The organism is Geothrix oryzae (assembly GCF_030295385.1).
Lineage (GTDB): Bacteria > Acidobacteriota > Holophagae > Holophagales > Holophagaceae > Geothrix > Geothrix oryzae.
In genome coordinates this window covers 2,218,332-2,245,324 of record NZ_AP027079.1, presented here as the reverse complement: position 1 = coordinate 2,245,324, position 26,993 = coordinate 2,218,332, and the positions used below count along the sequence as shown (strand labels likewise).

At 68.9% G+C, this 26,993-nt stretch carries 21 protein-coding genes; 14 read left to right on the top strand and 7 right to left on the bottom strand.

Annotation, left to right across the window (positions count from 1 at the left end):
* Nucleotides 1-52 precede the first annotated feature (52 nt).
* The 3 genes from carA to QUD34_RS10355 are packed head-to-tail and all read left to right on the top strand — an operon-like array spanning nt 53 to nt 4,761.
* Nucleotides 53-1,135 (top strand): glutamine-hydrolyzing carbamoyl-phosphate synthase small subunit, encoded by a 1,083-nt coding sequence (gene carA, locus QUD34_RS10365; RefSeq protein ID WP_286353629.1) that lies wholly within the window; start codon nt 53-55, stop codon nt 1,133-1,135.
* On the top strand, nt 1,128-4,337 hold the full coding sequence (gene carB / locus QUD34_RS10360) for a carbamoyl-phosphate synthase large subunit (protein WP_286353628.1): 3,210 nt from the start codon (nt 1,128-1,130) through the stop codon (nt 4,335-4,337). The genes carA and carB overlap by 8 nt, the downstream gene beginning before the upstream one ends.
* Before the next feature lie 22 nt (nt 4,338-4,359).
* Nucleotides 4,360-4,761 (top strand): CoA-binding protein, encoded by a 402-nt coding sequence (locus QUD34_RS10355; protein WP_286353627.1) that lies wholly within the window; start codon nt 4,360-4,362, stop codon nt 4,759-4,761.
* A 39-nt stretch (nt 4,762-4,800) separates the two neighbouring features.
* Here QUD34_RS10355 and QUD34_RS10350 read toward each other — a convergent pair whose 3' ends face one another.
* Complete coding sequence (locus QUD34_RS10350; RefSeq protein WP_286353626.1) at nt 4,801-5,835, bottom strand: hypothetical protein; 1,035 nt, start codon at nt 5,833-5,835, stop codon at nt 4,801-4,803.
* A 32-nt stretch (nt 5,836-5,867) separates the two neighbouring features.
* Between QUD34_RS10350 and QUD34_RS10345 the strand changes: the two genes are divergently transcribed.
* The 6 genes from QUD34_RS10345 to QUD34_RS10320 all read left to right on the top strand — a co-directional run bounded on the left by QUD34_RS10345 (nt 5,868) and on the right by QUD34_RS10320 (nt 11,828).
* Complete coding sequence (locus QUD34_RS10345) at nt 5,868-6,788, top strand: ACP S-malonyltransferase (protein WP_286353625.1); 921 nt, start codon at nt 5,868-5,870, stop codon at nt 6,786-6,788.
* A gap of 117 nt (nt 6,789-6,905) precedes the next feature.
* Nucleotides 6,906-8,696, top strand: a complete 1,791-nt coding sequence (locus QUD34_RS10340) for an HD-GYP domain-containing protein (RefSeq protein ID WP_286353624.1) — start codon at nt 6,906-6,908, stop codon at nt 8,694-8,696.
* Between the two features lie 22 nt (nt 8,697-8,718).
* Nucleotides 8,719-9,291 carry a hypothetical protein gene (locus QUD34_RS10335; RefSeq protein WP_286353623.1) on the top strand — a complete coding sequence of 191 codons (573 nt, stop codon included), beginning with the start codon at nt 8,719-8,721 and terminating at the stop codon, nt 9,289-9,291.
* A gap of 6 nt (nt 9,292-9,297) precedes the next feature.
* Complete coding sequence (locus QUD34_RS10330) at nt 9,298-10,434, top strand: D-alanyl-D-alanine carboxypeptidase/D-alanyl-D-alanine-endopeptidase (RefSeq protein ID WP_286353622.1); 1,137 nt, start codon at nt 9,298-9,300, stop codon at nt 10,432-10,434.
* Nucleotides 10,435-10,517: 83 nt separating this feature from the next.
* Entirely contained in the window at nt 10,518-10,889 is a 372-nt protein-coding gene (locus tag QUD34_RS10325; protein WP_286353621.1) for a response regulator, read from the top strand.
* 24 nt (nt 10,890-10,913) lie between these two features.
* Nucleotides 10,914-11,828, top strand: a complete 915-nt coding sequence (locus tag QUD34_RS10320) for a DMT family transporter (RefSeq protein ID WP_286353620.1) — start codon at nt 10,914-10,916, stop codon at nt 11,826-11,828.
* Here the strand turns inward: QUD34_RS10320 and QUD34_RS10315 are convergent.
* The 4 genes from QUD34_RS10315 to QUD34_RS10300 form a co-directional block, all read right to left on the bottom strand.
* Nucleotides 11,818-13,158 (bottom strand): carbohydrate porin, encoded by a 1,341-nt coding sequence (locus QUD34_RS10315; protein WP_286353619.1) that lies wholly within the window; start codon nt 13,156-13,158, stop codon nt 11,818-11,820. The genes QUD34_RS10320 and QUD34_RS10315 overlap by 11 nt on opposite strands.
* A gap of 2 nt (nt 13,159-13,160) precedes the next feature.
* On the bottom strand, nt 13,161-14,459 hold the full coding sequence (locus QUD34_RS10310) for an ABC transporter ATP-binding protein (RefSeq protein ID WP_286353618.1): 1,299 nt from the start codon (nt 14,457-14,459) through the stop codon (nt 13,161-13,163).
* Between the two features lie 7 nt (nt 14,460-14,466).
* Nucleotides 14,467-16,215, bottom strand: a complete 1,749-nt coding sequence (locus tag QUD34_RS10305; protein ID WP_286353617.1) for an ABC transporter permease subunit — start codon at nt 16,213-16,215, stop codon at nt 14,467-14,469.
* Nucleotides 16,216-16,478: 263 nt separating this feature from the next.
* A complete protein-coding gene (locus tag QUD34_RS10300) occupies nt 16,479-17,429 on the bottom strand; it encodes an AAA family ATPase (RefSeq protein WP_286353616.1) in 951 nt (316 codons plus the stop codon).
* A gap of 148 nt (nt 17,430-17,577) precedes the next feature.
* On the opposite strand from QUD34_RS10300, the gene QUD34_RS10295 reads away from it, so the two are divergent.
* The 5 genes from QUD34_RS10295 to QUD34_RS10275 all read left to right on the top strand — a co-directional run bounded on the left by QUD34_RS10295 (nt 17,578) and on the right by QUD34_RS10275 (nt 25,919).
* Nucleotides 17,578-18,726 carry a thiolase family protein gene (locus QUD34_RS10295; protein WP_286353615.1) on the top strand — a complete coding sequence of 383 codons (1,149 nt, stop codon included), beginning with the start codon at nt 17,578-17,580 and terminating at the stop codon, nt 18,724-18,726.
* 34 nt (nt 18,727-18,760) lie between these two features.
* On the top strand, nt 18,761-21,124 hold the full coding sequence (locus QUD34_RS10290) for a 3-hydroxyacyl-CoA dehydrogenase/enoyl-CoA hydratase family protein (protein WP_286353614.1): 2,364 nt from the start codon (nt 18,761-18,763) through the stop codon (nt 21,122-21,124).
* A 237-nt stretch (nt 21,125-21,361) separates the two neighbouring features.
* Nucleotides 21,362-23,401 (top strand): elongation factor G, encoded by a 2,040-nt coding sequence (locus QUD34_RS10285; protein ID WP_286353613.1) that lies wholly within the window; start codon nt 21,362-21,364, stop codon nt 23,399-23,401.
* A gap of 112 nt (nt 23,402-23,513) precedes the next feature.
* Entirely contained in the window at nt 23,514-24,989 is a 1,476-nt protein-coding gene (locus QUD34_RS10280; RefSeq protein WP_286353612.1) for a DUF512 domain-containing protein, read from the top strand.
* A gap of 33 nt (nt 24,990-25,022) precedes the next feature.
* Nucleotides 25,023-25,919 carry a DMT family transporter gene (locus QUD34_RS10275; RefSeq protein WP_286353611.1) on the top strand — a complete coding sequence of 299 codons (897 nt, stop codon included), beginning with the start codon at nt 25,023-25,025 and terminating at the stop codon, nt 25,917-25,919.
* Nucleotides 25,920-25,963: 44 nt separating this feature from the next.
* Here the strand turns inward: QUD34_RS10275 and QUD34_RS10270 are convergent, their stop codons facing one another.
* Together QUD34_RS10270 and QUD34_RS10265 are read right to left on the bottom strand one after the other, a co-directional pair.
* Nucleotides 25,964-26,464 carry an ExbD/TolR family protein gene (locus QUD34_RS10270; RefSeq protein ID WP_286353610.1) on the bottom strand — a complete coding sequence of 167 codons (501 nt, stop codon included), beginning with the start codon at nt 26,462-26,464 and terminating at the stop codon, nt 25,964-25,966.
* Entirely contained in the window at nt 26,464-26,964 is a 501-nt protein-coding gene (locus QUD34_RS10265; RefSeq protein WP_286353609.1) for an ExbD/TolR family protein, read from the bottom strand. The genes QUD34_RS10270 and QUD34_RS10265 overlap by 1 nt, the downstream gene beginning before the upstream one ends.
* Between the last annotated feature and the right edge of the window lie 29 nt (nt 26,965-26,993).

Below are 26,993 nucleotides of genomic sequence, written 5' to 3'. Positions count from 1 at the left end.
ACCTCGCCGTCAGGCAAAGCCTGGCGCCTCGGTTTGACAACGAAGGAGGCACATGCGCGCGCACCTGATCCTGAAGGACGGAACCATCTTCCGGGGGCGGGCGCCGTTGGGCTTCGGGGGCGGCGGCGAGGCGGTGTTCACCACCGCCATGGCGGGCTACCAGGAGATCCTCACGGATCCGAGTTTCGCGGGGCAGATGGTCTGCATGACCTTCCCCGAGCAGGGCATCTACGGCATCCACGCCGACCTCAACGAGGGCACCCGGCCCTGGGCCACGGGCCTGCTCTGCCGCCGCCTGACCTTTTCGCCGGACCACGCCCGCTGCGAGGGTGACCTGGCGGGCTGGCTCAAGCGCCACCACATTCCCGTGATGACCGATCTCGACACCCGGGCGCTCACCCAGCACCTGCGTGACCAGGGATCCCAGCCTTCGCTCATCTGGACGGAGCTGGACGGCAGCCTCGACGCGGGGGTGGCCAAGGCGAAGGCCCTGCCGGACATGACCGGCCAGGCCCTCTGCGCCGAGGTGAGCTGCCAGGACCGCTACGAGCTGAACCCCGGCGGCGCCTTCCGTGTGGCGGTGCTGGATGGCGGCATCAAGCTGAGCATCCTCGATCAGCTGGCGGCCGTGGGCCTGCACCTCGAAGTGTTCCCCTGGGATGCCCCCGCTTCTGAGCTGTCGGACCGGCGCTTCCAGGGCCTCTTCCTCAGCAATGGCCCCGGCGATCCCGCCGCGCTGCCCGGCATGCAGAAGGAGGTGGAGGCCTGCATCGGCCAGCTGCCCATCTTCGGCATCTGCCTGGGCCACCAGCTGCTGGGCCAGGCCTTCGGAGGGCGGACCTTCAAGCTCAAGTTCGGTCACCGCGGGGCCAACCAGCCCGTGCACGACCTCATGACCGGCCGCATCGAGATCACGGCCCAGAACCACGGTTTCGCCGTGGACGAGGCCAGCCTGCCCCGGGAGATCGAGGTCACGCACAAGCACCTCAGCGACGGGACCGTCGAGGGCCTGCGGCACACCCAGCTTCCGATCTTCTCGCTCCAGCACCATCCGGAAGCCTCACCCGGTCCCCACGACGCGCATCCCGCGTTCCGGCGCTTCGTCGAGCTGATGCAGGAGTTCCACCATGCCTAAGCGAACGGATCTGAAGAGCGTGCTGGTGCTGGGATCGGGGCCGATCCAGATCGGTCAGGCCTGCGAGTTCGACTACTCGGGGACGCAGGCGCTGAAGGCCCTGCGGGAAGAGGGCATCCGCACGATCCTGCTCAATTCCAACCCGGCCTCGATCATGACGGACCCGGGCCGGGCGGACGCCACCTACATCGAGCCCCTCACGCTGACGGTCCTCGAGAAGGTCATCGAGGCGGAGAAGCCCGACGCCATCCTTCCCACGGTGGGGGGCCAGACGGCTCTGAACCTCGCCATGGAGGCCCACGAGAGCGGCCTGCTCGAACGGACGGGCGTGACGCTCATCGGCGCGCAGCCCGAGGCCATCAAGCGCGGCGAGGACCGTCAGCTCTTCAAGGCCCTCATGGATGACCTGGGCCTGGAGACCTGCCGCGGCGGCTTCGCCCACAACATGGCCGAGGCCCGCGACCTCCTCAAGCTCACGGGCTTTCCCGCCATCCTCCGCCCCAGCTTCACCCTGGGCGGCAGCGGCGGCGGCATCGCCTACAATGTGGACGAGTTCGAGACCATCGTGGCCCGGGGCCTGGATCTGAGCCCCACCAAGCAGGTGCTCATCGAGGAGAGCATCCTCGGCTGGAAGGAGTTCGAGTTGGAGGTGGTGCGCGACCTCGACGACAATGTCGAGGTGATCTGCTCCATCGAGAACCTGGATCCCATGGGCATCCACACCGGGGACAGCATCACGGTGGCTCCGGCCCTGACGCTCACGGATCCCGAGTACCAGCGCATGCGGGACGCGGCGCTGGCCGTCATCCGCGCCGTGGGCGTGGAGACCGGCGGGTCCAACATCCAGTTCGCCCTGGAGCCCGAGACCAGCCGCATCATCGTCATCGAGATGAACCCGCGGGTGAGCCGCAGCTCGGCGCTGGCGTCGAAGGCCACGGGGTTCCCCATCGCCTGGGTGGCCACGAAGCTGGCCCTGGGCTACCGGCTGTGGGAGCTGCCCAACGCCATCACCCGCATGACCAAGGCGGCCTTCGAGCCCGTACTGGACTATGTGGTGGTGAAGATCCCGCGCTTCACCTTCGAGAAGTTCCCCCAGGCCGACAAGGTGCTGGGCACCCAGATGAAGAGCGTGGGCGAAGTCATGGCCCTGGGCCGGAGCTTCCAGGAGGCCCTGCAGAAGGCCATCCGTTCCCTCGAGGAGGGCCACCGCGGGATCTCGGGCGCCCTGGAGGGCAAGCTGGACCTGGGCCGTCTCAAGGAGCACCTGCTGATCCCCGGGCCCCAGCGCATCTTCTGGGTCTACCACGCGCTGAAGGCCGGGCACAGCGTGGAAGAGCTGCACCGCCTCACGAAGATCACGCCCTGGTTCCTGCGGGAGATCGAGGAGATCGTCGTTCTGGAGGGCCGCCTGCGCAGCTTCCCCGTGGACCGGCTGCCTGTGGAGCTGCTGGAGAAGGCCAAGCGCGCGGGGTTCGCCGACGATCAGATCTCGGTGTTCTGCTCGGGTACGGAGGCCGAGGTGGCCGCGCGGCGGGAGGCCCTGGGTCTGCGCCCCGCCTACAAGCGGGTGGACACCTGCGCCGGCGAGTTCCAGGCCGAGACGCCCTACCTGTACGGCACCTGGGAGGACTTCAGCGAAGCCGAGCCCACGGACCGGCCCAAGGCCATTGTGCTGGGCAGCGGCCCCAACCGCATCGGCCAAGGCGTGGAGTTCGACTGCTGCTGCGTGCAGGCCGTGGAGGCCATCCGCGCCAGCGGCGTGGAGGCCATCCTCGTCAACTGCAACCCCGAGACCGTCAGCACGGATTTCGACACCAGCGACCGCCTCTACTTCGAGCCCCTCACCTACGAGCATGTGAAGGCCGTGGTGGATCGCGAAGCCGCGGGGGGCCACCTCCTGGGCGTCTTCGCCCAGTTCGGCGGCCAGACGCCGTTGAAGCTGGCCTCGCCCCTGCACGCGGCGGGCGTGAAGCTGCTCGGCACGCCGCTGAGCGCCATCCTCGACGCGGAGGACCGCGAGCGCTTTGGCCAGGCCCTCAGGCGCCTGAACATCCCCGCGCCCGCCTGGGGCATGGCCACCAGCTTTGAGCAGGCCAAAGAAATCGCCCACCGCCTCGCCTATCCGGTGATGGTGCGGCCCAGCTTCGTGCTGGGGGGCCGGGCCATGGCCGTGGTCTTCGACGACGCGGGTCTGGAAAAATACATGCGCGAGGCCGTGGCCGTGAGCAACGACCAGCCCGTGCTGCTGGACCGCTTCCTGGACGGCGCGCAGGAGCTCGACATCGATGTGGTCTGCGACGGCGAGCAGGTGGTCATCGCGGGCCTGCTGGCCCACATCGAGGAGGCGGGCATCCACAGCGGCGACAGCTACGCCGTGATCCCCGCCCTGGGCGTGCCCGGGGACATCCTGGAGACCGTCAAGGGCTACGCCCGCAAGCTGGCCCTGGACCTGGGCGTGCGCGGCCTCATGAACCTGCAGTTCGCCGTGAAGGATGGCATCGCCTATTGCCTGGAGGCCAACCCCCGGGCCAGTCGCACGGTGCCCTTCGTGAGCAAGGCCACGGGCATGGACTGGGCCGGCGTGGCCGCGCGCATTGGCCTGGGGCAGAGCCTGAAGGCCCAGGGCGTCACGGACGGCGTGCCCCGGGCGGTTTCGGTGAAGGGCGTGGTCTTCCCCTTCGCCAAGTTCCCCGGCGTGGATCCGGTGCTGGGCCCCGAGATGAAGAGCACCGGCGAGGTCATGGGCATCGGCGAGACCTTCGGCGAGGCCTACGCCAAGGCCCTGCTGGCGGCGGGGATTCCGCTGCCCCTGTCGGGCACGGTGTTCCTCACGGTGAACGATGCCGACAAGGCGCGGCTGCCGGAGCTGGCGCAGAAGCTCGTGGCCCTGGGCTTCGGCCTCTGCGCCACGGAAGGCACGGCCCGCACGCTGGAATCCGTGGGCCTCAAGGTGCGCCGCATCTTCAAGGTGAACGAAGGCCGCCCCAACGCCGTGGATCTGCTGAAGAACGGCGAGGTGCAGTGGGTCATCAACACGCCCCTGGGCCGCGACGCGTTCTTCGACGAAGGCGCCATCCGCAAGGAGGCCCTGCGCCTGAAGATCCCCTGCCTCACCAACCTCAGCGCCGCCCTAGCCGCCTGCGAGGCCGTGGAGACCCTGCGCGGCGAGATGAAGGTGCGGGCCATCCAGACGCTGCGATAGAGTCGTTCCTCCCGGAGGTTCCATGTCCGTCACCGACCGCATCCAGTCCTTCCTGGACTCCGGCTCCTTCGCCGTGGTGGGCGCCAGCACGGACCGCTCGAAGTACGGGAACAAGGTGCTGCGCTGCTACCAGCAGCATGGGAAAGAGGTCTATCCCATCAACCCCAAGGCGCCGGAGGTGGAGGGTCTGAAGGCCTACCCCTCGCTGGGAGCGCTGCCGGTGCGGGTGCCGGCCATCTCGATCATCACGCCGCCCGCCGCCACGGAGTCGGTGGTGCGCGAGGCTGCGGCCGCAGGTGTGAAGCACATCTGGATGCAGCCCGGCGCCGAGAGCGACGCGGCCATCGCCACGGCCGAAGCCCTGGGGATGAGCGTCATCGCCGGGGGGCCCTGCCTGCTTGTGGTGATGGGCTATCACGAGTGAGGCCGCTTGCGCGGCCTCACTCGGACAAGGGCTGAACCATCAGCCTAGGCCAGCCCCAGGCTCCGCCGCACTTCCAGGCGGTGCTCCTCGTGGGCCTGGATCACCTTCGGCACCTCGCTGCGCCACAGCGTCGAAAAAGCGGCGAAGGAGATGGTCGGCTTCGCTTCGGCGCCAGGCGTCGAGCGTTCGATTGAGTCCTGCGAGGACATCTCGCGGGTACCAGGCTTGGGGATCATGGGTGGGGTTCCTCAGAAGAGAAAGGTAAGCGGTCTGGAGCTGGTAGGCAACCACCGATTCCACGGGCTTGGGCCGTGCGCGCACGCTGGCGAGGGCATCCTGGCCTTCGGTCATGCGGCCCGATCCTTCCTCGTCCACCCGCACATGGTAGACCTGCAGAGAGCGGCCCACCCGCGGGGCCAGACCCAGGAAGGTGAAGGGTGCCCAGGCGTGGGCCCGGGCCATGCGGTCCAGGGGCACATAGCGCCCCTCGCGCTCGGAGCGGGCCAGCATGGCCCGGAGGGAGCCCTCCGGGTCGCGATCCGTGTAGGCCAGGTGGATCTCGCCGCAGCCCTCGCGCCGGATGCGGCCCAGCAGGAAGGCGACGCCCTCGGGATCGGTGTGGGGCGCGTCGAAGACGGCGCCGAAGGCCGGCCCCAGGGCCAGGGCGCCGGTGGTCTTGCCGGTGGCCTGGCCGCCCATGAAGAGGATCACGGGCTCACCGTGGGCGCGGGCGAGGGCGCGGTCCCGCAGCCGCTTGCCCAGGGCGTTCAGGTGGACGGAGGCGCGTCCCGCCGGATCCTCCAGGGCCTCGTAGCCCTGCGTGGGATTGCGGCGGAGGCTGGGCAGCAGGGTGGCGAGCACATCGCCGTTGACCAGCTGGCCGTCCAGGGTGCCGGGCCGGGTGGCGTAGTCGTCCAGGGCGGCGTCGGAACGGCGGGCCAAGCCTGCGGCCTCGGCCTCCAGGGCCCCCCGGAGGTCCCGCCGCTCCGCCGGTTCCAGCTCCCAGTAGGAGCGTCGCTCATGCCAGGGCACCTGGTGCCAGGGGGCCGGCGGGCGGAGCGGGTCGGGGGGCATCCCCCTCAGCCTAGCGGGATATGCTCGGAGCCATGTCCTCCTCTGAATCCCGCTCCGAATCTGCGCGCATCCTCCTCTTTCCCGGCCAGGGCACGGAGGCCGTGGGCATGTCCGCGGGCTGGGAAGCCCACGGGGCCTGGCGCCGCACGGTGGAGGCCGCGGAGGCCCACACGGGCAGCCCCCTGAAGCGCCTGATGGCGGAAGGCCCTCTGGAGGAGCTCCGCCGGCAGCGCCACGCGCCCTTCGCGGTGCTGGCCCATTCCGTGGGCATCTTCCGGGCTCGGCGTGAGGCCGGCATGCCCCTTCCCGTGGCGGCGACGGGGCACAGCATGGGCTTCTATTCGGCTCTGGTGGCCGCGGGGGTGGTACCCCTGGAGGCGGCCCTGGCGCTGATCTCCGCCGTGGAGGATTTGAGCGCGGCGGCCTTCGCGGACACGCCCATGGGCATGGCCTTCGTCATCGGCGTGGCCGAGGCAGAGGTTCGGCAGGCGCTGTCCGACCGCGCGGATCTGGTGCTGTCCAACCGCAACGGCCGGGCACAGTTCACGGTGTCCGGGCCCCTGCCGTCCCTGGAAGGTCTGGTGGAGACCCTGCGCCCCTCGGCCATGAAGGTCGGGCTGCTGCCGGTCCGGCACCCCCTGCACGGGCCCCACATGGCCGCCCTGCTGCCCGCCCTGGCCCGCCGGCTGACGGCGGTGGAGCCGGCGGTACCGGCCTTTCCGCTGATCTCCCATTTCGATGGGCGCCTGATCGTCGATGGGCGGGCGGCCTGGGATGAGGGCCTCGCCTCCGTGGCCCTTCCCGTGGATTGGCTGGCGGTGGTGGCGCGCCTGAAGACGCTTTCCGCGCCCCTGGCGGAGTGCGGCCACGGCACCCAGCTGTCGGGTCTGACCCGCTGGGCGGAGCGTGGGTTGGTGGTGGATTCGCTTCAGTTGCCCCCGCAGCCTTCCTGAGCGGCCCATCGGGATTGGTCGGTAAAAACCGATCCCGAAGTGGGCGCGGTCCCCTAGCTATGCCGCCGGGGCCTCTGCCATGATGGGCACCTCACCCCCTTCCCCAGGACGCGCCCGATGCCGGCATCCTCTCTCATCCTCGGTGAAGCACTCGCCAACCGGTGCTCTCAGGTGCTCTACCGCTGTCTCGAGGAGGTCGGGAGCACGAAGGGGGCCCTCTACCTGCGGGTGCCGGATGGGGTCGGCTTCCAGGTGGTGAGCTTCTACGGCTGGCCCCGGGGCACCCGGCCCCCGGTCTCCCTGCCCTTGGACCACCCGCTGACGGTGCGGGCCCAGCGGGAACGCCGGACCTTCGTGGTGAACGACGCCTCGGAATCGCCCGAGCTGGCCGCCTTCGGCCAGGGCGGGGAGTGGCCCCGCTACCTCATCACGCCGGTCTACCTTCAGGGCGACTGGGTGGGGCTGCTGATCCAGCGGGACCGCATCAAGGGCGGCACCTTCGACGCGGACCGGGACGGTCCGCCCACGGTGGCCATCTGCGAGGACCTGGCCGTGTCGCTGAAGGAGTTTCATCTCTACGGCGGGTCGGGAGCGGGCTCTCCCCTGACCGTTTCCGCAGCGGACTTCGACGCGGGCCCGGCCCCCGGCGACCTGCCCACGGCCTCCGCCATCATCGATGAAGTGGCCCCCGTGCCCGAGCGATTGCTGCCCGTCGTGGGGTCCGCGGTGCCCGCCATCCGGGCCCCCGAAACGCGCCTCCCCTCCAGCGGACCTGCGGACCAGGAGCAGCTCCATGGGTTCCCGGGGGGGCAGGACGGCTATGCGGCGCTGCCCTGGGAAGCGGACCGCACCCTCAGCGGCTGGGTGGCGCCCCCCCCGGTGAGCCCGGAACGCCAGCACGGGATGATGCCGCCCGAGCAGCGGGCCTTCTTCTGGGAGATCGCGGGCCTCCTGTGCCAGATCCTGTCGGCCAGCGCGGTGGCGCTCTGGGTGGAGGACCCCGAGGAGATCCGCCCCATCCTGGCCTTCAGCACGCTTCCGCTCTCGCCGGAACTGCAGCAGCAGATCCTGGCCCACGCCACCTTCCACCTGCCCGCGGTGCGGGAGACGGACCTCCGCCTCATCACCCGGACGGAGATGCCCGAGGTGCCGGAGCTCAAGGGCGCCTTCGCCACCTACATGCCCCTCCTGCTCAACGAAACGCCCCAGGGCCATGACCTGATGATGGTGTTCCGGACGGAGGACCACTCGTTCTCCATCACCGAGATCGAGGCCATCCAGCAGCTGAGCCGGGTGCTGGGGCTCTACCTCCAGGAGGCCCGCCTCCACGAGCGCTACCACCACGCCTTCCTGTCGGTGAGCCACCGCATCCTGCAGTCCGGCGAAAGCCGGGTGCCCACCCTGCGGCCGCACAGCCTGGCCACGGCCCGCCTGGCCCGGGACCTCGCCCTGCGCCTCGAGCTGGCCACCGAGGAGGTCGAAGCCGTGAGCATCGCGGCCATCCTCCACGATGTGGGCCTGCTGCTGCTGGATCCCCAGATGCTCGCCAAGCCCCAGCTGACGGAGGAGGAGCTCAAGAAGGTGCGGAACCATCCCGAGCTGGCGGCGGTCTTCCTCAAGGACCTACGCTTCCCCTTCGATGTGGTGAAGATGATCCGGCACCATCACGAGCGCTGGGACGGCCACGGCTACCCGGACGGGTTGCGCGAGACGGCCATCCCCATCGGCAGCCGCATCATCGGCCTCATCGAGGCCTACGAGGTGATGACCAGCGGCAAGGGCTACCGGCGCCCCAAGGGGTTCCGCCAGGTGCTGGCGGAGCTGCAGAACGAATCCGGCTCCCAGTTCGATCCCACCGTCCTGGAGGCGTTTTCCGAGCTCATGACACGAAAGGGCGAGCGGGCCTGATAATTTAGGTTCCGGAGCTCCCATGCCCACCCCCCGTTCCCAGCATGGATTCACGATGGCCTTGGCCCTGGCCATGATCGTGGTGATGGGCGTGATGCTGCTGAAGATCGGCCCCCTGGTGAGCGCGGAGGTCCAGCGGGAGAACGAGGCCGAGCTGATCTTCCGGGGCGAGGCCGTCGCCACGGCGCTCCGGGTGTATTTCGCCAAGAACGGCCGCTACCCCACGGATCTCGAGGAAGTCATGAAGGTCCGGCCCCGCATCCTGCGGCAGAAGTACAAGGATCCGATGACCGCCGCGGGCGATTGGGAATTCATCACCCAGGTCCAGCCCGGGGCCTCGGGGAACACCGAGGGGCTTCCCATCGTCGGCGTGCGCAGCCGCAGCATCAAGGACAGCTTCCGCATCTACCAGAACAAGGAGCTGTATCACGACTGGCTCTTCACCGCCGATCAGAACCTGCTGGGGTTCGGCCCCGGCGGAGCCCCGGGGGCGGCCTCGGGCGCGGCGTCAGGCGCGACCTCGGGTGATGACCGGAGCAAGACCGGGACCAAGCCTGGCGCCACCCCGGGGACGCCCACCTCCCCGAAACTGTGAGGGTGCATGAACCTGAAAGTGCTGACCGCCCTCCTGGTGCCGGCCCTCGCCCTGGGCGCCCAGGACTTCCGGGGTTGGGTCCGGGGCCTGGAGGCCCGGGGCATCGCCGTGTCCGCGGGAATCTGGGATGCGGAAACCGGCAAGGCTCTGGACCGCCACCGGGAAACCCAGGCCCTGGTGCCCGCGAGCACCACCAAGGCGGTGACCACTTACGCGCTCCTCAAGACGCTCAAGCCGGATTCCACGATCGAGACCGAGGTTTGGGGCGATCTGAAGGACGGGGTGGTGCAGGGGGACCTGACCTTCAAGGGCGATGGCGACCCCCTCTTCACCAGCGAGCGCATCTGGCTGCTGGCCCAGTCGCTGAAGAAGCAGGGGATCCGGCGCGTCGCGGGCGGCATCCGGCTAGACCAGAGCGCCTTCGACGCCCAGCGCGAGCCGCCGGGATGGGAGAACACCTCCGCCGACACGCTGCCCGAGGTGCGGGCCCTTTCCGTGAACTTCAACCGGGACGAGAACGGCCGCCTGGCGGCGGATGCCGACCGACTGGCCCGGGAGACCATCCAGAAGATCCTGCAGGAGACCGGCATCGCCGTGGAGGGCCGGGCCAACCTCTTGGACGCGCCTAGGAAGCTGGCCTCCTGGACCTCGCCGCCGCTGCGCGCCCTGGTGCTCGACATCAACAAGTGGTCGAACAACTTCATGATCGAGATGTTGGTGCGCCGGTTCGGCGCGGGATCCTGGCCCCGGGGGGTCCAGCGCATCCAGGCCTTCTACCGCACGGCCTTCAACCTGGGGCCGGAGGCCATCCAGATCACGGACGGTTCGGGCCTCAGCAAGGACAACCGGCTGTCGGCCCGCACCCTGGCCACCATCCTCCGGGGCGCCTATTACGATTTCGAGGTGGGGCCCGAATTCGTGGCGTCGCTGAAGATCATCGGGGGCGAGCCCTGGAAGCTGAAGGTGAAGGACGCCAACCTCACCCGCCGGGTGCGGGTGAAGACCGGGCACCTGGACCGCGTCACGAGCCTCTGCGGATACCTCCAGACCCTCGACGGCCAGGTTCGCGTGTTCGCCATCCTGCTGAACGGCCCGGCCCGCGACGAGGATGTCTGGGAGCAGGTGTCCCGCTGGGCCAACTGAGGGCCGGCCGGGTTGATGACCCTCAGATCGGTCATTGTTGAAGGTCCCCGCCGAGGGGACGATAGAGAGGTGCAGGAGTTCTCATGCCCCGAATCGCCATCGTGGACGACAGCCGACTGGTTCGGGCCTTCGCCGCGGCCGCCTTGCGGGCCAAGGGTTTCGAGACGGTGGAGGTGGAGCCCACCTCGCTCTTCGAGGTGCTGAGGGTGCTGCGGGTGACGCCCGTGGACCTGCTCCTGGCCGATTTCCTCATGCCGGCCTGCCCCGGCGAAAGCCTGATCCGCGCCTGCCGGGAGGACGGGGCGCTCCAGGATCTGCCCATCCTCGTGGTCTCGGCCCACCGGGACGACGCCAGCCTGATCCGGCTCCAGCAGCTCGGCATCTCGGGGTTCCTCCTGAAGCCCGTGGATGCTTCGACCCTGGCCGACCGGGTCGCCGAGGCCCTTGCGGGTTGATCCTCCCGCGGAGAGGCTGGAGCCATGTCTGAAACGGTGACGCCGGGTACGCCGGACGCAAGGGGGCTGACGGCCCTGGTGCTCGGGGCCTCCCTGCTGGGGTTCGCGGCCATGCTCGTGCGCTGGTCCGCCCCCGCGGGGCCGCTGGCCATCGGCTTCTACCGCATGGCCATCGCCCTGCCGCCCGTGGCCTGGCTGGCCTGGCGCGCCCGCGGAAGCGGGGGCCCCGGCGCGGGCCGGGCCCGGCTCTGGGCGGCCGTGGCGGGGATCTGCTTCGTGGCGGATCTCTGGATGTGGCACACCTCCCTCCACCACACGAGCGCGGCCAACTCCACGCTCCTGGTGGCCCTGGCGCCCATCTGGGTGGCGGTCGTCTCCGTGACCTGGATGGGGGCGAAGCTCCGGAAGCGGTTTTGGCTGGGCGTGGTCCTCGCCCTGGCGGGAGCCCTGGTGCTGGGCTTCGCCAAGGGGGCCCGTTGGGGCACGGGCCTGGGCGAGCTGCTTGGCGCCCTGGCCTCCCTCGCCTACGGCGCCTTCACCCTGGCCCTGGGGCGGGCCCGGCGCGACCTCAGCGCGCCCGAGGCCCTGTTCTGGGTCATCCTCTGTTGCACGGCGGGATTCGGGGCGCTCGGCCTCGCCCAGGGAGAGGCCTTCCACGGGTACCCGCCCCAGGCCTGGTGGGCCCTAGCAGGGCTCGGGCTGGGGGTGCAGGTGGTGGCCTGGTGGCTCATCACCTGGGGCATGGGCCATGTGCCCACCAACCTGGGCGCCATGGGCCTGATGGTCCAGCCCGTGGCCACGGTGATCCTGGGCTGGCTGTTGCTGGGCGAATCGGTGCGGCCCCTGCAGGGCGTCGGCACGCTCCTGGTGCTGGCCGGCATCGCCGCCTGTGCCTTCGCGCCGCCCGTGGCGATCGGCGAACCGGAGGTCAGACGCTGAGGCGCAGCCGAAGGCCCAGGACCTTGGCCGGTCCCCGGTCGCGGTTGTAGCCGGGGTTGCGGATCCACTGCAGGTCGGGCGACAGCCGCAGCCAGGGCCGGGGCGCCCAGGCATAGTAGGCCTCGACCACCTGCTCGCGGGCGGCCGCCAGCCGGCCATCGCCCAGGACGAAGCCCTGCCCGCCCGCGGCCAGGTAGGCCCGGTGGCCGGGGGACAGATCCTGGATGGAGAGCGCCAGGCCCCACCGGTCCTCGCTCCCCCGGCCCCGGGCCTGGCCTCCGAAGGCGAGCGAGCGATCGGCCTCGGTGAAGGCGAACGATTCGGTGCGGCCGTCATTCGAGGCCAGTCGGAGGAACAAACCCTGCGCCCCTTCGGGGTCGAGGGGCCGCTCCAGGTTCAGCACCCAGCCGCGTTTGGCGCGGCCGGGGCGGCGGGTGGCGGTGATGTCAGGGGCTCCGGCACTGGCCCCGGTGCTGACCCCGGTGCTGACCCCGGTGTTGGCCCCAGTGTTGGCCCCGGCGAGGGCCGCCGCGTAGTCGCCCATCCGGGCGTGGTTCGCGAAGGCCAGCAGGCGGATGACGGGGCCCCCGTCCGGCTGGAGGGTGAGCTGGACATTGTCGCTGTGGGCCCGGGGCAGGTCGGCGTCGAGCTGGTTGCCGTTGGCCTCGGTGGGCATCTGGAAACGGCCCAGGGCCAGGGCCCAGCCCGGCTGGTACAGCTCCGCGGCCAGGCCACGGGTGTAGCCGCGGGTATCGGCCGCGAAGTCCCAGGCCGGGGCGTTGAACAGGCTCCAGTTCATGAACTGGGTCCGCGGCGCGCCGGCGAAGGCGCTGGTGTCGAACAGATCGTTGGCGGCCAGTTTGCCTGCCGTGAGAACCAGGCGCCGGGCGGGAACCCGCCCTGGCAGCTGGTCCATGGCGCGGCCGATGGTTTCCTCGGCTCCTCCCAGGGGCAAGGTCCAGCGGCCGAAAAGCCGGGCGAGATAGGGGCTCTGCCCGAGGTCGCCGGAACCCTGGCGCACCGCATCCCCATTCGGCAGGCCGGCCAGGCCGACGGTCTTCCCGACGCCCGATCCCCGGAACAGCTCCACATCCAGGTAGACCTGGAAGCGGGTCGTGAGCTGGACTCCGAAGTAGGCTCCGTAGGTCTGCGTGACGGCCCGGTCCCCGCCGCCCGTGAGGCTGTTCGGCCCCGCGTAGGGGCTGGGGAAGGGCCGCAGGTCCTGGCCGATGAGAGTGGCCTGGAGGCCCAGCAGCTCGGGTACAGGGCCCTGCGCCGCCAGGAGGGCAGGCAGGGCGAGGCCCAGGAAGGCGGTCCGAAACATTCGCATGGCTACTCCGGCGTGAGGACGCCCCGTTCCTCGCGGTAGGCGAAGAGCTCTCCGAATCGGCCCCAGGCGACGAGGGTCTCGAAGGTCTTCTCCGGGTCCTCCATGGGCAGGCGCGTGGCCAGCTCCTGGAGAAGGGTCTCCTCGGACAGTTCGCCATCCTCCAGGTGGATCATCTCCTGCACGACGCGGAAGAGCTGCAGTTCCAGGAGCTGGGCCCGCCACAGGTCTTTGCGGTCGTCCATGTTGGCGTTCACGAACCGCTTGCCGAGGGGGGTGAGCAGCACGGCGCGCTTGGGGGTGTCCACCAGGTCCAGCATCTCGGCGGCCTTCACGGTGGTGAGCACCTTTTCAAAGGGAACATGGGTGTGCGAGGCCACCTGGAAGAGGTCGCTGGTGCCGCCCTGGGTCTCCAGGAATTCCAGCAGACCGAGGATGTCGCCGCTCTGGGCCATGGGCAGGGGTTCCACCTGGTCATCCTGCGCGGCGGCGCTGGGCACGGGCGCGGTGACCTGCACATCCGGCAGCTCCGCACTGGTGAAGATGTCGTGGAGGTGGTCCACCAGCTTCATGAACTCCGGCGACCGGCTGTCCCGGGGCCGGGGCATGGGCACTTCGACGACGGTCCGTAGCGTGCCGGGGCTGCCGGAGAGGATGGCCACACGGTCGGCCATGAGCAGGGCCTCGCGGATGGACTGGCTCACCATGACGATGGCCGAGGGGTTGCGCTCCTTGTCCGCCCAGATGTCCATGATCTCGGCCCGCAGGGCTTCCGCCGTGAGGGCGTCCACCTGGCTGAAAGGCTCGTCCATGACGAGGATCTCGGGGTCCACGGCCAGGGCCCGGGCCACGCCCACGCGCTGCTTGGTGCCCCGGGAGAGCTCACGGGGGAAGGCCTCCTCGAACCCCTCGAGACCCACTTTCCGGATGGCCTGGTGGGCCCGCTCGCGGACTTCACCCTCGGGCATGTCGCGGGCGCGCAGCACCACGCGGACATTCTCCTCCACGGTCATCCAGGGATAGAGGGCGAAGCTCTGGAAGACCATTGCCACGCCTGGGTTCAGGCCGTCGAGCTTCTCGCCGTGGTGCCGGACCTCGCCCTGGGTGGGCGGCATGAGGCCCGCGAGCAGCCGCAGCAGCGTGGACTTGCCGGAGCCGTTGGGGCCGATGAGGCAGAGGATCTCGTCCGGGCGCACATCGAGGCGGATGTCCTCGAGCACGCGCTGGACGCCGCCCCTGGGGCCGGGGAAGCGCATCTGGACGCCGCGGAGTTCACAGATGGGGGAGGTGTAGGGCTGCTGCATGTCCACCTCAGCGGTTGAGCGCATAGCGGGTTTCGGCCAGGCGGTAGAGGGGCACCCAGACGAGACGGTTGAAGAGGACGACCAGGGCGGCCATGAGCAGGGCGCTGGCGGCCAGGTGGGGCATGGAGCCCTGCTCCGTGGCCAGTACCACCTCGGCGCCCAAGCCGAAGGTCCGGAGTGTCTGCTGCTTGGCGGTCACGATCTCCGTGATGATGCTCGCGTTCCAGGCGCCGCCCGTGGCGGTCACCCAGCCCGTCACCAGGAAGGGGAACACCGCTGGGAAGTAGAGGTTCCAGCAGCGCTTCCAGAGGGACATCCGATAGGCCGTGGCCGCCTCGCGGAGATCCGACGGAATGGCCTGGGCCCCCGCGATGATGTTGAAGAGCAGGTACCACTGGGTGGAGAGCACCATCAGCAGGACGCAGCTCACGCCGAGGCCGATGCCCATCGACTGGAACAGCAGGATGAGGGTGGCGAAGAGCAGGGAGGAGGGGAACGAGGCGGCCACCTGCACCACGGACTGGAGCCGGCGGGACCATTTGGGGGACATGCCGATCCACAGGCCCACGGGCAGGGTCCACAGGGTGGCCAGGAAGGTGGAGAGCAGCACGCGGGAGAGGGAGGCGGCACCGGCCTTGAGCAGGGTCAGCCACTTGGCGCCGCTCACTTCCGCCAGGAGCTGCACCACGGAAATTCCCCCCAGCGCCAGCAGCGCGAGGGCGCCGAGCATGGCGGAGGTGGCCACCCAGGACCCGAGCCGGCCGGGACGCCGGAATTCCTCTTGGGCCTTGCGGATGATGGCCGGGCTGGGGGTCCGGAGGTGCAGGCGCTGGTTCCTGCGGCGCTCCAGCCACTTCAGGAGGCGCGAGCGCCGGAAGAGGCGGAGCAGCCAGTTGTCGCCGGGATCCACCTCGGCGCCCTCATCCACCTGGAAGCGCTGGGACCAGGCCACCACGGGCCGCCAGACCAGCTGATCCAGCAGCACGACCAGCAGGAGCATGGTGAGGATGGCGTAGATCTGGGCGCGGGTGTTCCCCTGCTCCACCGCCGTGTTCATGTACGAACCCAGGCCGGGGAGCTGGAAGTTCTTGTTGCCGGCGCGGAAGGCCTCGGCGGACATGAGGAAGAACCAGCTGTTCGCCACGCTCACCATGGAGTTCCACACCAGGCCGGGCGTGGCGAAGGGGACTTCGACCCAGCGGAGCTTCTGGATCCAGGTGAAGCCATAGAGGCTGGAGGTCTCCTCCAGCTCCTTGGGCAGCGTCTTCAGGGACTGGTAGAAGCTGAAGGCCATGTTCCAGGCCTGGCAGGTGACGATGAGCAGCACCGCCGACAGCTCGAGCCCGATGTTGCTGTGGGGGAAGATCGTCAGCATGAGCAGCAGTACCGGCGGCAGGAAGGCCAGCAGGGGCACGCTCTGGAGGATGTCGAGGATGGGCACCAGGATGCGCTCGGCCATCGGATCCTTGGCGGCCCAGTAGGCCACCACGAGGGTGAAGGCAAGCGACACGATATAGGCGGCGATCGCGCGGATGAGGGAGAGCAGGAGGTACTTGGGCAGGGCCCAGGCGCTCAGGGCGATCTCCACCGTGGGCCGCTGGACGGCGGTCCATTCCTTCCCCACCAGCCAGAGCGCCGCCAGCGTGCCGACGAGGGCCGCCAGCACGAGCAGGTCGATCCAGCGACGGTGCCGGATGGGCGCCGTCAACAGGTTCATCGCCTGGCCCCAGACTGTGTCGAGGAAGCGGTGGATCATGGCCGGTCCGATCGGATGGATGCGGCGCGATCGGGTGCGCCGACATCCCGTTCAGGGTGCGGATTCGGGGGAGCCGGAAGAGCGTAGAGGTGCCGCCTTAGCGGGCGGCGCAACTCGACGGAGGTTCGGAGAGGTCGGCTTGTCGTCCCATCGAACCTCCTTTCCGGCGCCAGGGCCAAGGGCCAGTCTGCCCCTCGGACCACCCCCGGGTCAACCCGTTAAGGAGGAGCGATCGGAATCCCGGGCGGGCCCTCGCCGGAAGCTCAGGGCCTCGGCACGGCCTGGAGCAGCTGGGCGATGGCGTGGTCCGTGGTGGCCCCGTCCGCCTCGCTCTCGAAGGTGAGGAGCAGGCGGTGGCGCAGCACATCGGGCGCCAGGTCGACCACATCCTGGGGCAGGACATGGTCGCGGCCCTGGAGGTAGGCCAGGGCGCGCGAGGAGGCCTGCAGGGCCAGGGAGGCCCGGGGGCTGGCGCCGCAGCGGAGCAGCTCCTTGCCCTTCCAGGCCTTGCCGTGGCCGGGCCGGGTGGCCTGGACGAGCCGCACGATGTACGAGCGGATGGCCTCGTCGAGCCGGACCTGCTCGGCCTCGCGACCCACCGCCAGCAGGCCGGGGCCGTCCACCACCGGCCGGACCTCATCGCCATTCAGGTGGGCCCGGCGCAGCACCTCGATCTCCTCCTCCTGCTTGGGATAGTCCACGCGGAGCTTGAAGAGGAAGCGGTCCATCTGGGCTTCGGGCAGGGGGAAGGTGCCCTCCTGCTCCAGGGGGTTCTGCGTGGCCAGCACCAGGAACGGGTTGGGCAGGGGGAAGCTCTCGTCACCCAGGGTCACCTGCCGCTCCTCCATGGCCTCGAGCAGGGCGGCCTGCACCTTGGAAGGGGCGCGGTTGATCTCGTCGGCCAGCAGCAGGTTCGCGAAGATGGGGCCCCGCTTGGGCGTGAAGGTGAGCTGCTTGGGGTCGAAGATGAGGGTGCCCACCACATCGCTGGGCAGCAGGTCCGGCGTGAACTGGATGCGGCGGAAGCTGGTGTGGCTGGCGGAGGCCAGCGTCTTGATGGTGCGCGTCTTCGCCAGGCCGGGCAGGCCCTCCAGCAGCACATGGCCGCGGCAGAGCAGGGCCACCAGCAGGCGGTTCAGCAGCTGGGGCTGGCCCACGATCACCTTTCGGCATTCGGCGAGCAGAGGTTCCAGAGGGGTGGTGGAGGCGGCCATGGGGTGTCCCGGAAGTTCTCCCATCTTGACTTGAATGGCTCCCGGCCGGAACGCTCCCGTTGACCTACGGTAAGTGCTTCCGCCGATTCCGGCGGGTGCTAGGCTCAGCGGATTCCCAGATCTCCAAACCATCGTCACCGGAGGACCCATGCGATCCGCAGTCATCGTCGAAGCCAAGCGCACTCCCGTCGGCCGGGGCATCAAGGGCTCCTACGCCGCCACCCGTCCCGAACAGCTGGGCGCGGTCGTGATCGAGGCCATCAAGCCCCTCCTGAAGGACTGGTCGGGGCTGGAGGATGTGCTGGTGGGCTGCGCCATGCCCGAAGGGGAACAGGGCATGAACATGGCCCGCCTCGTCAGCTTCCGCGCGGGCCTGCCCATCACCGCGGGCGCCGCCACCATCAACCGCTTCTGCGGCAGCAGCCAGGAAACCATGCTCATGGCCGCCCGGGCCATCATGGCCAACCAGGGCGACCTCTTCCTCGCCGGGGGCGTGGAGAGCATGTCCAAGGTGCCCATGATGGGGTTCAACCCCAGCGTGGATCCCTTCATCGCCGAGACCTACCCCGAGGCCTACTGCTCCATGGGCATCACGGCTGAGAACCTGGCCAAGGAATACAAGATCAGCCGCAAGGAGCAGGACGAGTTCGCCTACCAGAGTCACCAGAAGGCCGCCGCCGCCTGGAAGGCCGGGAAGTTCGAGAACGAGGTGGTCCGCTTCGAGGCCAAGGGGCTGGACGGCAAGCCCGTCACCCTCAAGCAGGACGAGTGCGTCCGCGCCGACACCAGCCTGGAGAAGCTGGGCGAGCTGAAGCCCGCCTTCCTGGCCGACGGGTGCGTCACCGCCGGCAACAGCTCGCCCATCACCGATGGCGCCGCCTTCCTGCTGGTCATGGAAGAGGGCCTCGCGAAGTCCCTCGGCCTGAAGGCCCGCGCCCGCATCCTCGGCGGGGCCGTGGCCGGCGTGGAGCCGGACCGCATGGGCATCGGCCCGGTGCCCGCCGTGCGGAAGGCGCTGGACCGCTTCGGCCTGAAGCTCGACCAGATCGACGCCATGGAGCTGAACGAGGCATTCGCCGCGCAGAGCCTGGCCGTGATCCGCGAGGGCGGCTACGACCTGGCGAAGGTGAACGCCTGGGGTGGCGCCATCGCCATCGGCCACCCCCTCGGCGCCAGCGGCGCCCGCATCCTGACGACCCTGCTCAACCGCCTCGAGACCGACGGCGGCAGGTACGGCATCGCCACCATGTGCATCGGCGGCGGCCAGGGCATCGCGTCCATCATCGAGAAGCTCTGATCCAACCACGCGAATCGACATCAGGAGGTTGGACATGAACATCAAGAAGATCGGAGTCCTCGGATCGGGCGTGATGGGCTCGGGCATCGCGGCGCATGTGGCGTCGGCGGGCTGCCAGGTGGAGTTGCTGGACATCGTCATCGACGAGGCGGCGCCGGACAAGTTGGCGGAGGGCGCCCTGGCGGCGCTGGCGAAGTCCAAGCCGGCGCTGGCCATGCACGCCTCCTTCCTGAAGAAGATCCGGCCCGGCAACCTGCGCGACCACCTCGACCGTCTGGCGGACTGCGACTGGGTGGTGGAAGTGGTGAAGGAGGATCTGGCCATCAAGCGCGAGCTGTACGGCCGCCTGGAGCCCCAGCTGAAGGCGGGCGCCTGGGTCACCTCGAACACCTCGGGCATTCCGCTGAAGCTGCTGGTGGAGGGGCGGACCGACGCCTTCCGGAAGCACTTCGTCATCACCCACTTCTTCAACCCCGTGCGCTACCTGCGGCTGCTGGAGTTCGTGAAGGGCCCCGAAGTGGACGAGGCGGAGGCCCTGGCCTTCCGCACCTGGCTGGAGGAGGCCCTCGGCAAAGAGGTGGTACCGGCCTTTGACAGCCCCACCTTCATCGGCAACCGCATCGGCATCCACGGCATCATGGCCACCCTGCACATGGCGCTGGCCGAGAAGATCCCCTTCGAGGTGCTGGATTCGGTGCTGGGCGATGCGGCGGCCCGGGCCAAGAGCGCGGCCTTCCGGACCGCGGATCTCGCGGGCGTGGACATCCTCGCGGCCACGGCCAAGAATGTCTACGACCTCTGCCCGAACGACGAGGTGCGCGACACCTTCAAATTCCCGGAGTTCCTCCAGTACATGCTGGACAACAAGCTCCTGGGCAACAAGACGAAGCAGGGCTTCTTCAAGAAGGGCCCCAAGGACGCCAAGGGCAAGAAGACCTTCCTGGCCCTGGATCCCGCCACCCGCGAGTACATCCCGCAGGTGAAGCGGGACTGGCCCATCCTGAAGGAGCTGAAGGGTCTCGATGATCCGGCGGAGAAGGTGAAGACGCTGCTCACCAGCGACACCGAAGCCGGCCGCCTGGCCTGGCGCTGCATCGCGCCGAACCTTACCTACGCCGTGAACCGGCTGGGCGAGGTGACGGATGGCCCCCTCAATGTGGATCGCGCCATCAAGAACGGCTTCGCCTTCGAGCTGGGGCCCTTCGAGACCTGGGACACCCTGGGCGTCGAGCGGGTCGCGGCCCGCATGCGGTTCGAGGAGCAGCCCATCGCGCCGCTCGTCGAGCAGATGCTGGCCAAGGGCATCACCAGCTTCTACCGCTGGGAGCACGGCGTCCCCGTGGCCCAGCTCAATCCGAAGACCCTGGCCTACGATCCCATCCTCGAAGACCGGCGCGTGATCATCCTCAAGCGCGAGGAGGGCCGGGGCAAGGTGATCGCGGAGAACGGCAGCTGCCAGCTCTACGATCTGGGCGACGATGTGGCCTGCCTCAGCTTCCGCAGCAAGATGAACGCCCTGGATGACGGCATCATCGGCCTGATGGAGGACACCGTCCAGAAGCATGTGCCCGGTCGCTTCAAGGGACTGGTGCTGGGCAACCAGGGCCAGCACTTCAGCGCCGGCGCCAACCTGGTGATGGTGCTGAACGCGGCCAAGGACAAGCAGTTCGACCTGATCGAGGAAGTGGCCCGGCGCCTGCAGTACGCCGGCCGCATGCTCACCTACGCCCCGTTCCCCACGGTGTCGGCGCCCTTCAACCTGGCCCTCGGCGGCGGCTGCGAGATGACCATGGCCTGCCAGCGGACGGTGGGCCACGCCGAGCTCTACATCGGTCTGGTGGAAGTGGGCGTGGGCGTCATCCCGGCGGGCGGCGGCTGCCTCCAGATGCTGCTCCGCATGGAAGAGGCCATGGCCGCCAAGGGCGAGCTGGGCCCCATGCCCAAGGTGAAGGCGGCCTTCCAGGCCATCGGCACGGCGAATGTGAACACCAGCTTCGACGAGGCCCAGCGCAACGGCTACCTGCGCCGCACGGACCGCCGCGTGATGAACAAGGCCTTCCTGCTGCACGAAGCCAAGCAGGAGGTCCTGAAGATGGCCGCGGACTTCCAGCCGGTGAAGGAGCGCACCCTGCGCCTGCCGGGTCGGGGGGGCAGCGAAGCCCTCAAGATGGCCGTGCGCGACTTCCAGCTGCAGGGCCTCGCCAGCGAGCACGACGCCGTCATCATGGGCGAGCTGGCCAACATCCTGTGCGGCGGGGATGTGAGCCTCGTGCAGGAGATCACCGAGGAGCGCATCCTCGAACTCGAACGGCAGGCCTTCACCCGTCTGTGCGGCTACGAGAAGACCCAGGCCCGCATGGACGCCATCCTGAAGACCGGCAAGCCGCTGAGAAACTAGTGAAGAGGTAACGGCAGAGGATGCAGAGGGCGAAGAGGGCGGAACGGGCGACCCCGTTATCCTCTGCGCCCTCTGTGTCCTGTGTGGTTAAAAAAAGACCAGAGAAGGGTGCAGCGCCGTCAGGATTTGTGACCTAAGCCGCCTTTTCCGAGGCGGTTGTTTTTTGTGTTGCCAGCGTTACGGCAGATCGGAACACTTGGGGCGGTCCAACATGGAACCAGACAATCAGGAGGCACTGTGAGCGGAAATTCTCAGTCAACTCCACGCGTAGCGGCCATCGTGGGTCCCTACCTCTCTGGAAAGACCTCCTTGATGGAGAGCCTTCTCTTCGCGGCGGGCGCGCTGCCGCGCAAGGGCTCCGTCAAGGAGGGGAATACCGTGGGCGACGCCTCCATGGAGGCCAAGGCGCGCCAGATGAGCGTGGAAGCCAGCCTGGCCTCATGCGAGTTCCAGGGTGAGGCCTGGACCCTCATCGACTGCCCCGGCTCCGTGGAGTTCCGGCAGGAGACGGTCCACGCGCTCATGGCCGCCGACATCGCCGTGGTGGTCTGCGATCCCGATCCGGCCCGGGCCCTCATGGCCGCGCCCGCCCTGAAGTTCCTCGACGATCACCAGATTCCCCATGTGGTCTTCATCAACAAGATGGAGGCCCCCGGCAGCGCCTCGAAGCTCAAGGACGCCCTCAACGCCCTGCAGATCATTTCGGAGCGGCCGCTGGTCCTGGTGGAGGTCCCCATCCGCGAGGGCGACCAGGTCACGGGCTATGTCGATCTCATCAGCGAGCACGCCTACCGGTACGAGGCCGACAAGGATGCGGACCTCCTGCAGATGCCCGAGTCCGTGCTGCCCGAGGAGCGGGAGGCCCGCCAGCAGATGCTGGAGAAGCTGGCCGACTTCGACGACCACCTCATGGAGGAGCTGCTCAGCGACATGGTGCCGACGCTGGAGGAGGTGGCGGAGGACATGGCCAAGGATGTGCGCGACGACCTGCTGGTGCCCGTCTTCTTCGGCTCCGCCGACAAGGACACCGGTGTCCGACGGCTCTTCCAGGCCCTCTGCGAAGAGGCCCCGCGGGTGGACGCCACGGCCAGGCGCCTGGGGCTCCCCGAGGGCAAGGACGCCCTGGTGCAGGTGTTCAAGACCGTCCATGCCCAGCATGTGGGCAAGCTCAGCATCTCCCGCGTGTGGCGGGGCGAGGTGGTCGATGGCACCTCCCTGGCCGGCAACCGCGTGAGCGGCATCAACCGCCTGTTCGGCGCCCAGCAGATCAAGCAGCAGAAGGCCTCGGCGGGTGAGGTGGTGGCCCTGGGCCGCATGGACGAAGTGAAGACCAGCGAGGCCCTCACGCCTTCCGCCAAGGTCGAGCTGGCCTGGCCGGAGCCCCTCCAGCCCATGCTGGCCCTCAGCCTGCACACCACCAAGAGCGGCGACGATGTGAAGCTCTCCCTCGCGCTGCAGAAGCTTTGCGAGGAGGACGCCTCCCTGCAGGTGGAGCAGAACGCCGAGACCCAGGAACGCATCCTCTGGGGTCAGGGCGAGGTGCACCTCAAGTGCGCCCTGGACCGCCTGAAGAGCCGCTTCGGCCTCGATGTCCAGCAGCATCCCCCCCTGGTCCCCTACCGGGAGACCTTCACGAAGGCCGCCAAGGTCCACGGCCGCCACAAGCACCAGACGGGCGGCCATGGCCAGTTCGGCGATGTGTGGCTGGAGATCAAGCCCCTGCCGCGCGGCACCGGCTTCCAGTTCGAGGAGCGCATCGTGGGCGGTGTGGTGCCCAAGAACTTCTTCGGCGCCGTCGAGCACGGCGTGGTGGAGTGGATGAAGCGGGGCCCCTTGGGCTTCCCGGTCGTGGACATCCATGTGGCCCTGGTGGACGGCAGCTACCACACCGTGGACAGCTCCGACATGGCCTTCAAGACGGCCGCCCGCATCGGCATGACCGAGGCCGCCCCCGTCTGCCATCCCGTGCTGTTGGAGCCCATCTCCGAGGTCCACATCAGCGTCCCCAGCGAGTTCACGCCCAAGGCCCAGCGCCTGGTGACGGGAAGGCGCGGAGGCCAGGTCCTCGGCTTCGACGCCAAGCCTGGCTGGAACGGTTGGGATGTGGTCTCCGCCTACATCCCCCAGGCCGAGATGAGCGATGTCATCGTGGAACTCCGCAGCCTCACCATGGGTGTCGGCTCCTTCACCTGGGCCTTCCACCACCTGCAGGAACTGGTCGGCCGGGATGCCGACAAGGTGGTCGAGGCGCGGAAACAGGCGAAGGCGACCGCCTGAGCTTGGCTCCGGCCCTGGGGGGGCCGGAGAATAGGAAAAGCCATAGAGCCTTTCGAATGAGACAATCTATCTCCGGATTCCCGCCAGGGAATCCGGAGCATGGAGCGGCGCATTGGCACAGAAGGGCGTACAGATCATCACCGTGGAACCCGGCAGCCTGGCCGAGGAGGCCGGGATCCGTCCGGGAGACACCCTGCTGGAGATCCACGGCGAGGCGGTGCTGGACCAGCTGAACTACCAGTTCCTCATCACCCGGGAGGACGAGGCGGCGCTGCTCGTCCAGCGGCCGGACGGGAGCTCGTTCGAGGCCTTCGTGGAGAACGGCGGCGAGGGCATCGGGGTGGACCTGGCCCAGGACGAGGTCAAGGTCTGCAAGCAGAACTGCGTCTTCTGCTTCGTGCACCAGATGCCCAAGGGTTTCCGCAAGTCGCTCTACCTGAAGGACGAGGATGTCCGCCTGTCCTTCCTCTACGGCCACTTCACCACCCTGTCGAGCAGCGACGATGCCGAGCTGGACCGCATCGTGCGCGAGCGCCTGAGCCCCATCCATGTGTCGGTCCACGCCACGGACCCCGCGGCCCGGGTGAGGGTGGTGGGCAACCCCCGGGAGGGCGACATCCTCCGCAAGATCGACCGGCTGCTGGAGGGCGGCATCGATGTCCACACCCAGGCTGTGGTGGCGCCGGGACTCAACGATGGAGCCATCTGGCAGCAGACCGTGGATGACCTCTGGGCCCGTCATCGTGCGGGGCGGGGCAGCGTGCTGAGCCTGTCCTGCGTGCCCGTGGGCCTCACGACTCACCGGGAGCACCTGCCTTCGGTGCAGGATGTGGACGCGGCCTTCGCCCGGGACTGGGTGGCCCGCTGGACGCCGGAGGTCCGGAAATACGCCAAGGCCAGCGACGGCGAGCCCTGGCTGCTGCTGGCGGACGAATGGTTCACCCGGGCGGGCATCGAGGTGCCGGGCCGGGCCTTCTACTCGAAATCCTGGGCCCAGCTGGAAAACGGGGTGGGCCTGGTGCGCCGCTTCCTGGAACACAGCCGCCGCTTCATCAAGAGCCCCCGGGCGAAGGGGTTCGCCGGCCGCCGGGTGCTGCTGCTGACGGGGTCGAGCTTCGCGCCCACGCTCTCCCGCGTGGCCGCCGAACTGAACCGGGCCGTGGGCAGCCATCTGCGCGTGGTGCCCGCCCAGAACTTCAGCTTCGGCGACAGCGTCACCGTGGCGGGCCTGCTCTGCGGCGAGGACCTGAAGTACGCAGCCCACGCCGACCGCGAGGCCAAGGGGGGTCCCGGCTGGGTGGATGCCGTGGTGGTGCCTTCCGCCAGCCTGAGGACCCACACGGGCCCCACCGACCAGTACACCCTGCGGGGCGCCGTGGTGCGGGAGGAGGGCACCTTCCTGGACGACCTGACCCTGCCCCAGCTGGCGGCGGAGCTCGGGGTGCCCGCGGTGCCCAGCGGCGCCAACCTGTCCCACCTGCTGGACCACCTGGAGGCCGCGGACCGCGGGGCCTTCCGGGGAGGGGCCCTCCAGTCGGCCTTCCACGCCGCGGGCCTGAACCTTCCGCAAGGGGCGTACAACCCCTGACCTGAAGGCGGCATTCACGGCAGGATGGAGGACATGCCCGCCGCCACCGCCGCCCTGTCCCGCCGCCGCCTGGTGGCCCGGGCGGAATTGGCGGGTTCCGCCGTCTGCTTCGGGTTGATGGCCATTCTCGCGCGGAAGCTCACGCTGCCCGGCGCGGGGTTCACGGCCGGGCATCTGGCGGTGCTGCGCTTCGTGGTCGGGGCCCTGGCGAGCCTCGCGGCCTTCCGGCTGCTGCCGGGCCTCTACCGGCCCAGCAACTACCGGCTGCTGGTGACCCGGGGCCTGTCCGGCGGCGCCGTGGTGGTGCTCTACTTCTACGCCCTGGCCCACATGCCCGCCGGCGAGGCGGGCATTCTCTACAATGTGTTCCCGGTGATCGCGGTGGTGATGTCCCTGTTCCTCTTCCAGGAGCGCCCCACGATCCACCTCTGGCTGGCGGTGCTGGCGGCCTCCCTGGGCGTGGTGCTGGTGCTGGGGCAGGGCCATGCGGGACTGAGCCTGGGCCGGGGCGGGGTGGCGGCGCTGGCGGCGGCGGTCTTCGCGGCCACCAGCGCCAACGCCATCCGGGCGGCCCGGCACACGGAAAACGCGGCCACCATCTTTTTCTATTTCTGCCTGGCGGGCCTGCCCGTGGTGCTGCCCTTCGCCCTGGACCCCTGGCCCCGTCTGGGGGGAGCCTTCGGCATCTGGGGTCTGGCGGTCCTGATGAGTCTCCTGGCCTACGGGGGGCAGCTCCTGATGTCGGAGGCCTACGGCACCTTGTCCGTGTCGGAGGCGGCGGTCTGGCTCCAGCTGCTGCCCATCGTCCAGTTCCTGCTGGCCGTGCCGCTGCTCGGCGAACGCGCCACGGCCTTCGGCTTGGCCGGGGTGCTCATCACCGTTGCCGGCGTGACCTACGGCACCCTCTTCGGTCACCGGCGCCGGGCATGAAAAAGGGCCCCGATCGGGGCCCTTTTCGTCGTCGTTGAAGCGTTCTAGCTGACCGGTGCGGTCGCAGCGGCGGCCCGGCGCTTCAGGGAGACGGCCACTTTCACATCGCCGCCGTCCTGGCCCTGGAACTTGTCGAGCTGTTCCAGAGACTTCTTCTTGGCCGAGTCCGAAGCCACGCGGATGGCATCGAGCACATCCACCATGACCTGGTACTTCACATCCTCGTCCACCTTCAGGAAGACCTTCCGGTAGTTGAGGGGCTGGAGCATGACCGCGTCGGGGAGCTTGCTCTTGATGCCCTCGGCGTCGATCTTCTCGGACTGGAGCATGAGCGATCCGTCCTGGTCCACCTGGATCAGGATGTTGTTCGGATCGGGCTTGGGCGGGGCCGAGGTCACCTGGACCTGGGGAACCACCACCTTCATGGCCCTGCTGAGGCCGGGCACCATCACGATGAACACGATCAGGAGCACCAGCACGATGTCGATCAGGGGGGTGACATTGATATCGGTTTTGGCTTTGCCCTTGGCACCACCGGCGTCCATTACTTGCCCCCTTCCGGCTTCTTGTCCGTGTCCTTGACTTCGCTGGTCACGATGGAGGCCTCGTCGGCGCCACCCTTCCGGCAGGACTGGAACAGGTCATTGATGTACTTGAAGGGAAGGTCGGCATCGGCCTTGACGAACACGCGCTTGTCGTTCAGCTGGGAGACATTGCGATTGATGTAGTCTTCGAGCTTCTGGCGTTCGGCCTCGTTGTTGATGAAGAACCGCTCGTCCTTGGCTTCCCGGTCGTCGATGGTCACGGCACCGGGGCCGATCACTTCATATTTGGCGTTGCGCTTGGAGGCCAGCATCAGGGTGAGGTACTTGGCACCCTGGTCCTTCTCCACCTTCGGGCTGTGCTTGGAGAGCGGCAGCTTCACGCTGTCGTTCACGGCGGGCGTGATCACGATGAAGATGATCAACAGCACGAGCACGATGTCCACGAGGGGCGTGACGTTGATGTCGGACTTCATCCCACCCTTGGAACCACCTGCATCCATGGTGTGTTCTCCTCAGAAAATCGCCCGGG

Bases quoted from the DNA above. Each gene is read 5' to 3' on its own strand.
- QUD34_RS10305 (WP_286353617.1), bottom strand. From the start codon at position 16,215: ATGATCCACCGCTTCCTCGACACAGTCTGGGGCCAGGCGATGAACCTG.
- QUD34_RS10330 (WP_286353622.1), top strand. From the start codon at position 9,298: ATGAACCTGAAAGTGCTGACCGCCCTCCTGGTGCCGGCCCTCGCCCTG.
- carA (WP_286353629.1), top strand. From the start codon at position 53: ATGCGCGCGCACCTGATCCTGAAGGACGGAACCATCTTCCGGGGGCGG.
- QUD34_RS10355 (WP_286353627.1), top strand. From the start codon at position 4,360: ATGTCCGTCACCGACCGCATCCAGTCCTTCCTGGACTCCGGCTCCTTC.
- QUD34_RS10275 (WP_286353611.1), top strand. From the start codon at position 25,023: ATGCCCGCCGCCACCGCCGCCCTGTCCCGCCGCCGCCTGGTGGCCCGG.
- QUD34_RS10295 (WP_286353615.1), top strand. From the start codon at position 17,578: ATGCGATCCGCAGTCATCGTCGAAGCCAAGCGCACTCCCGTCGGCCGG.
- QUD34_RS10340 (WP_286353624.1), top strand. From the start codon at position 6,906: ATGCCGGCATCCTCTCTCATCCTCGGTGAAGCACTCGCCAACCGGTGC.
- carB (WP_286353628.1), top strand. From the start codon at position 1,128: ATGCCTAAGCGAACGGATCTGAAGAGCGTGCTGGTGCTGGGATCGGGG.
- QUD34_RS10270 (WP_286353610.1), bottom strand. From the start codon at position 26,464: ATGGACGCCGGTGGTGCCAAGGGCAAAGCCAAAACCGATATCAATGTC.
- QUD34_RS10325 (WP_286353621.1), top strand. From the start codon at position 10,518: ATGCCCCGAATCGCCATCGTGGACGACAGCCGACTGGTTCGGGCCTTC.
- QUD34_RS10320 (WP_286353620.1), top strand. From the start codon at position 10,914: ATGTCTGAAACGGTGACGCCGGGTACGCCGGACGCAAGGGGGCTGACG.
- QUD34_RS10345 (WP_286353625.1), top strand. From the start codon at position 5,868: ATGTCCTCCTCTGAATCCCGCTCCGAATCTGCGCGCATCCTCCTCTTT.
- QUD34_RS10310 (WP_286353618.1), bottom strand. From the start codon at position 14,459: ATGCAGCAGCCCTACACCTCCCCCATCTGTGAACTCCGCGGCGTCCAG.
- QUD34_RS10315 (WP_286353619.1), bottom strand. From the start codon at position 13,158: ATGCGAATGTTTCGGACCGCCTTCCTGGGCCTCGCCCTGCCTGCCCTC.
- QUD34_RS10300 (WP_286353616.1), bottom strand. From the start codon at position 17,429: ATGGCCGCCTCCACCACCCCTCTGGAACCTCTGCTCGCCGAATGCCGA.
- QUD34_RS10335 (WP_286353623.1), top strand. From the start codon at position 8,719: ATGCCCACCCCCCGTTCCCAGCATGGATTCACGATGGCCTTGGCCCTG.
- QUD34_RS10350 (WP_286353626.1), bottom strand. From the start codon at position 5,835: ATGCCCCCCGACCCGCTCCGCCCGCCGGCCCCCTGGCACCAGGTGCCC.
- QUD34_RS10290 (WP_286353614.1), top strand. From the start codon at position 18,761: ATGAACATCAAGAAGATCGGAGTCCTCGGATCGGGCGTGATGGGCTCG.
- QUD34_RS10265 (WP_286353609.1), bottom strand. From the start codon at position 26,964: ATGGATGCAGGTGGTTCCAAGGGTGGGATGAAGTCCGACATCAACGTC.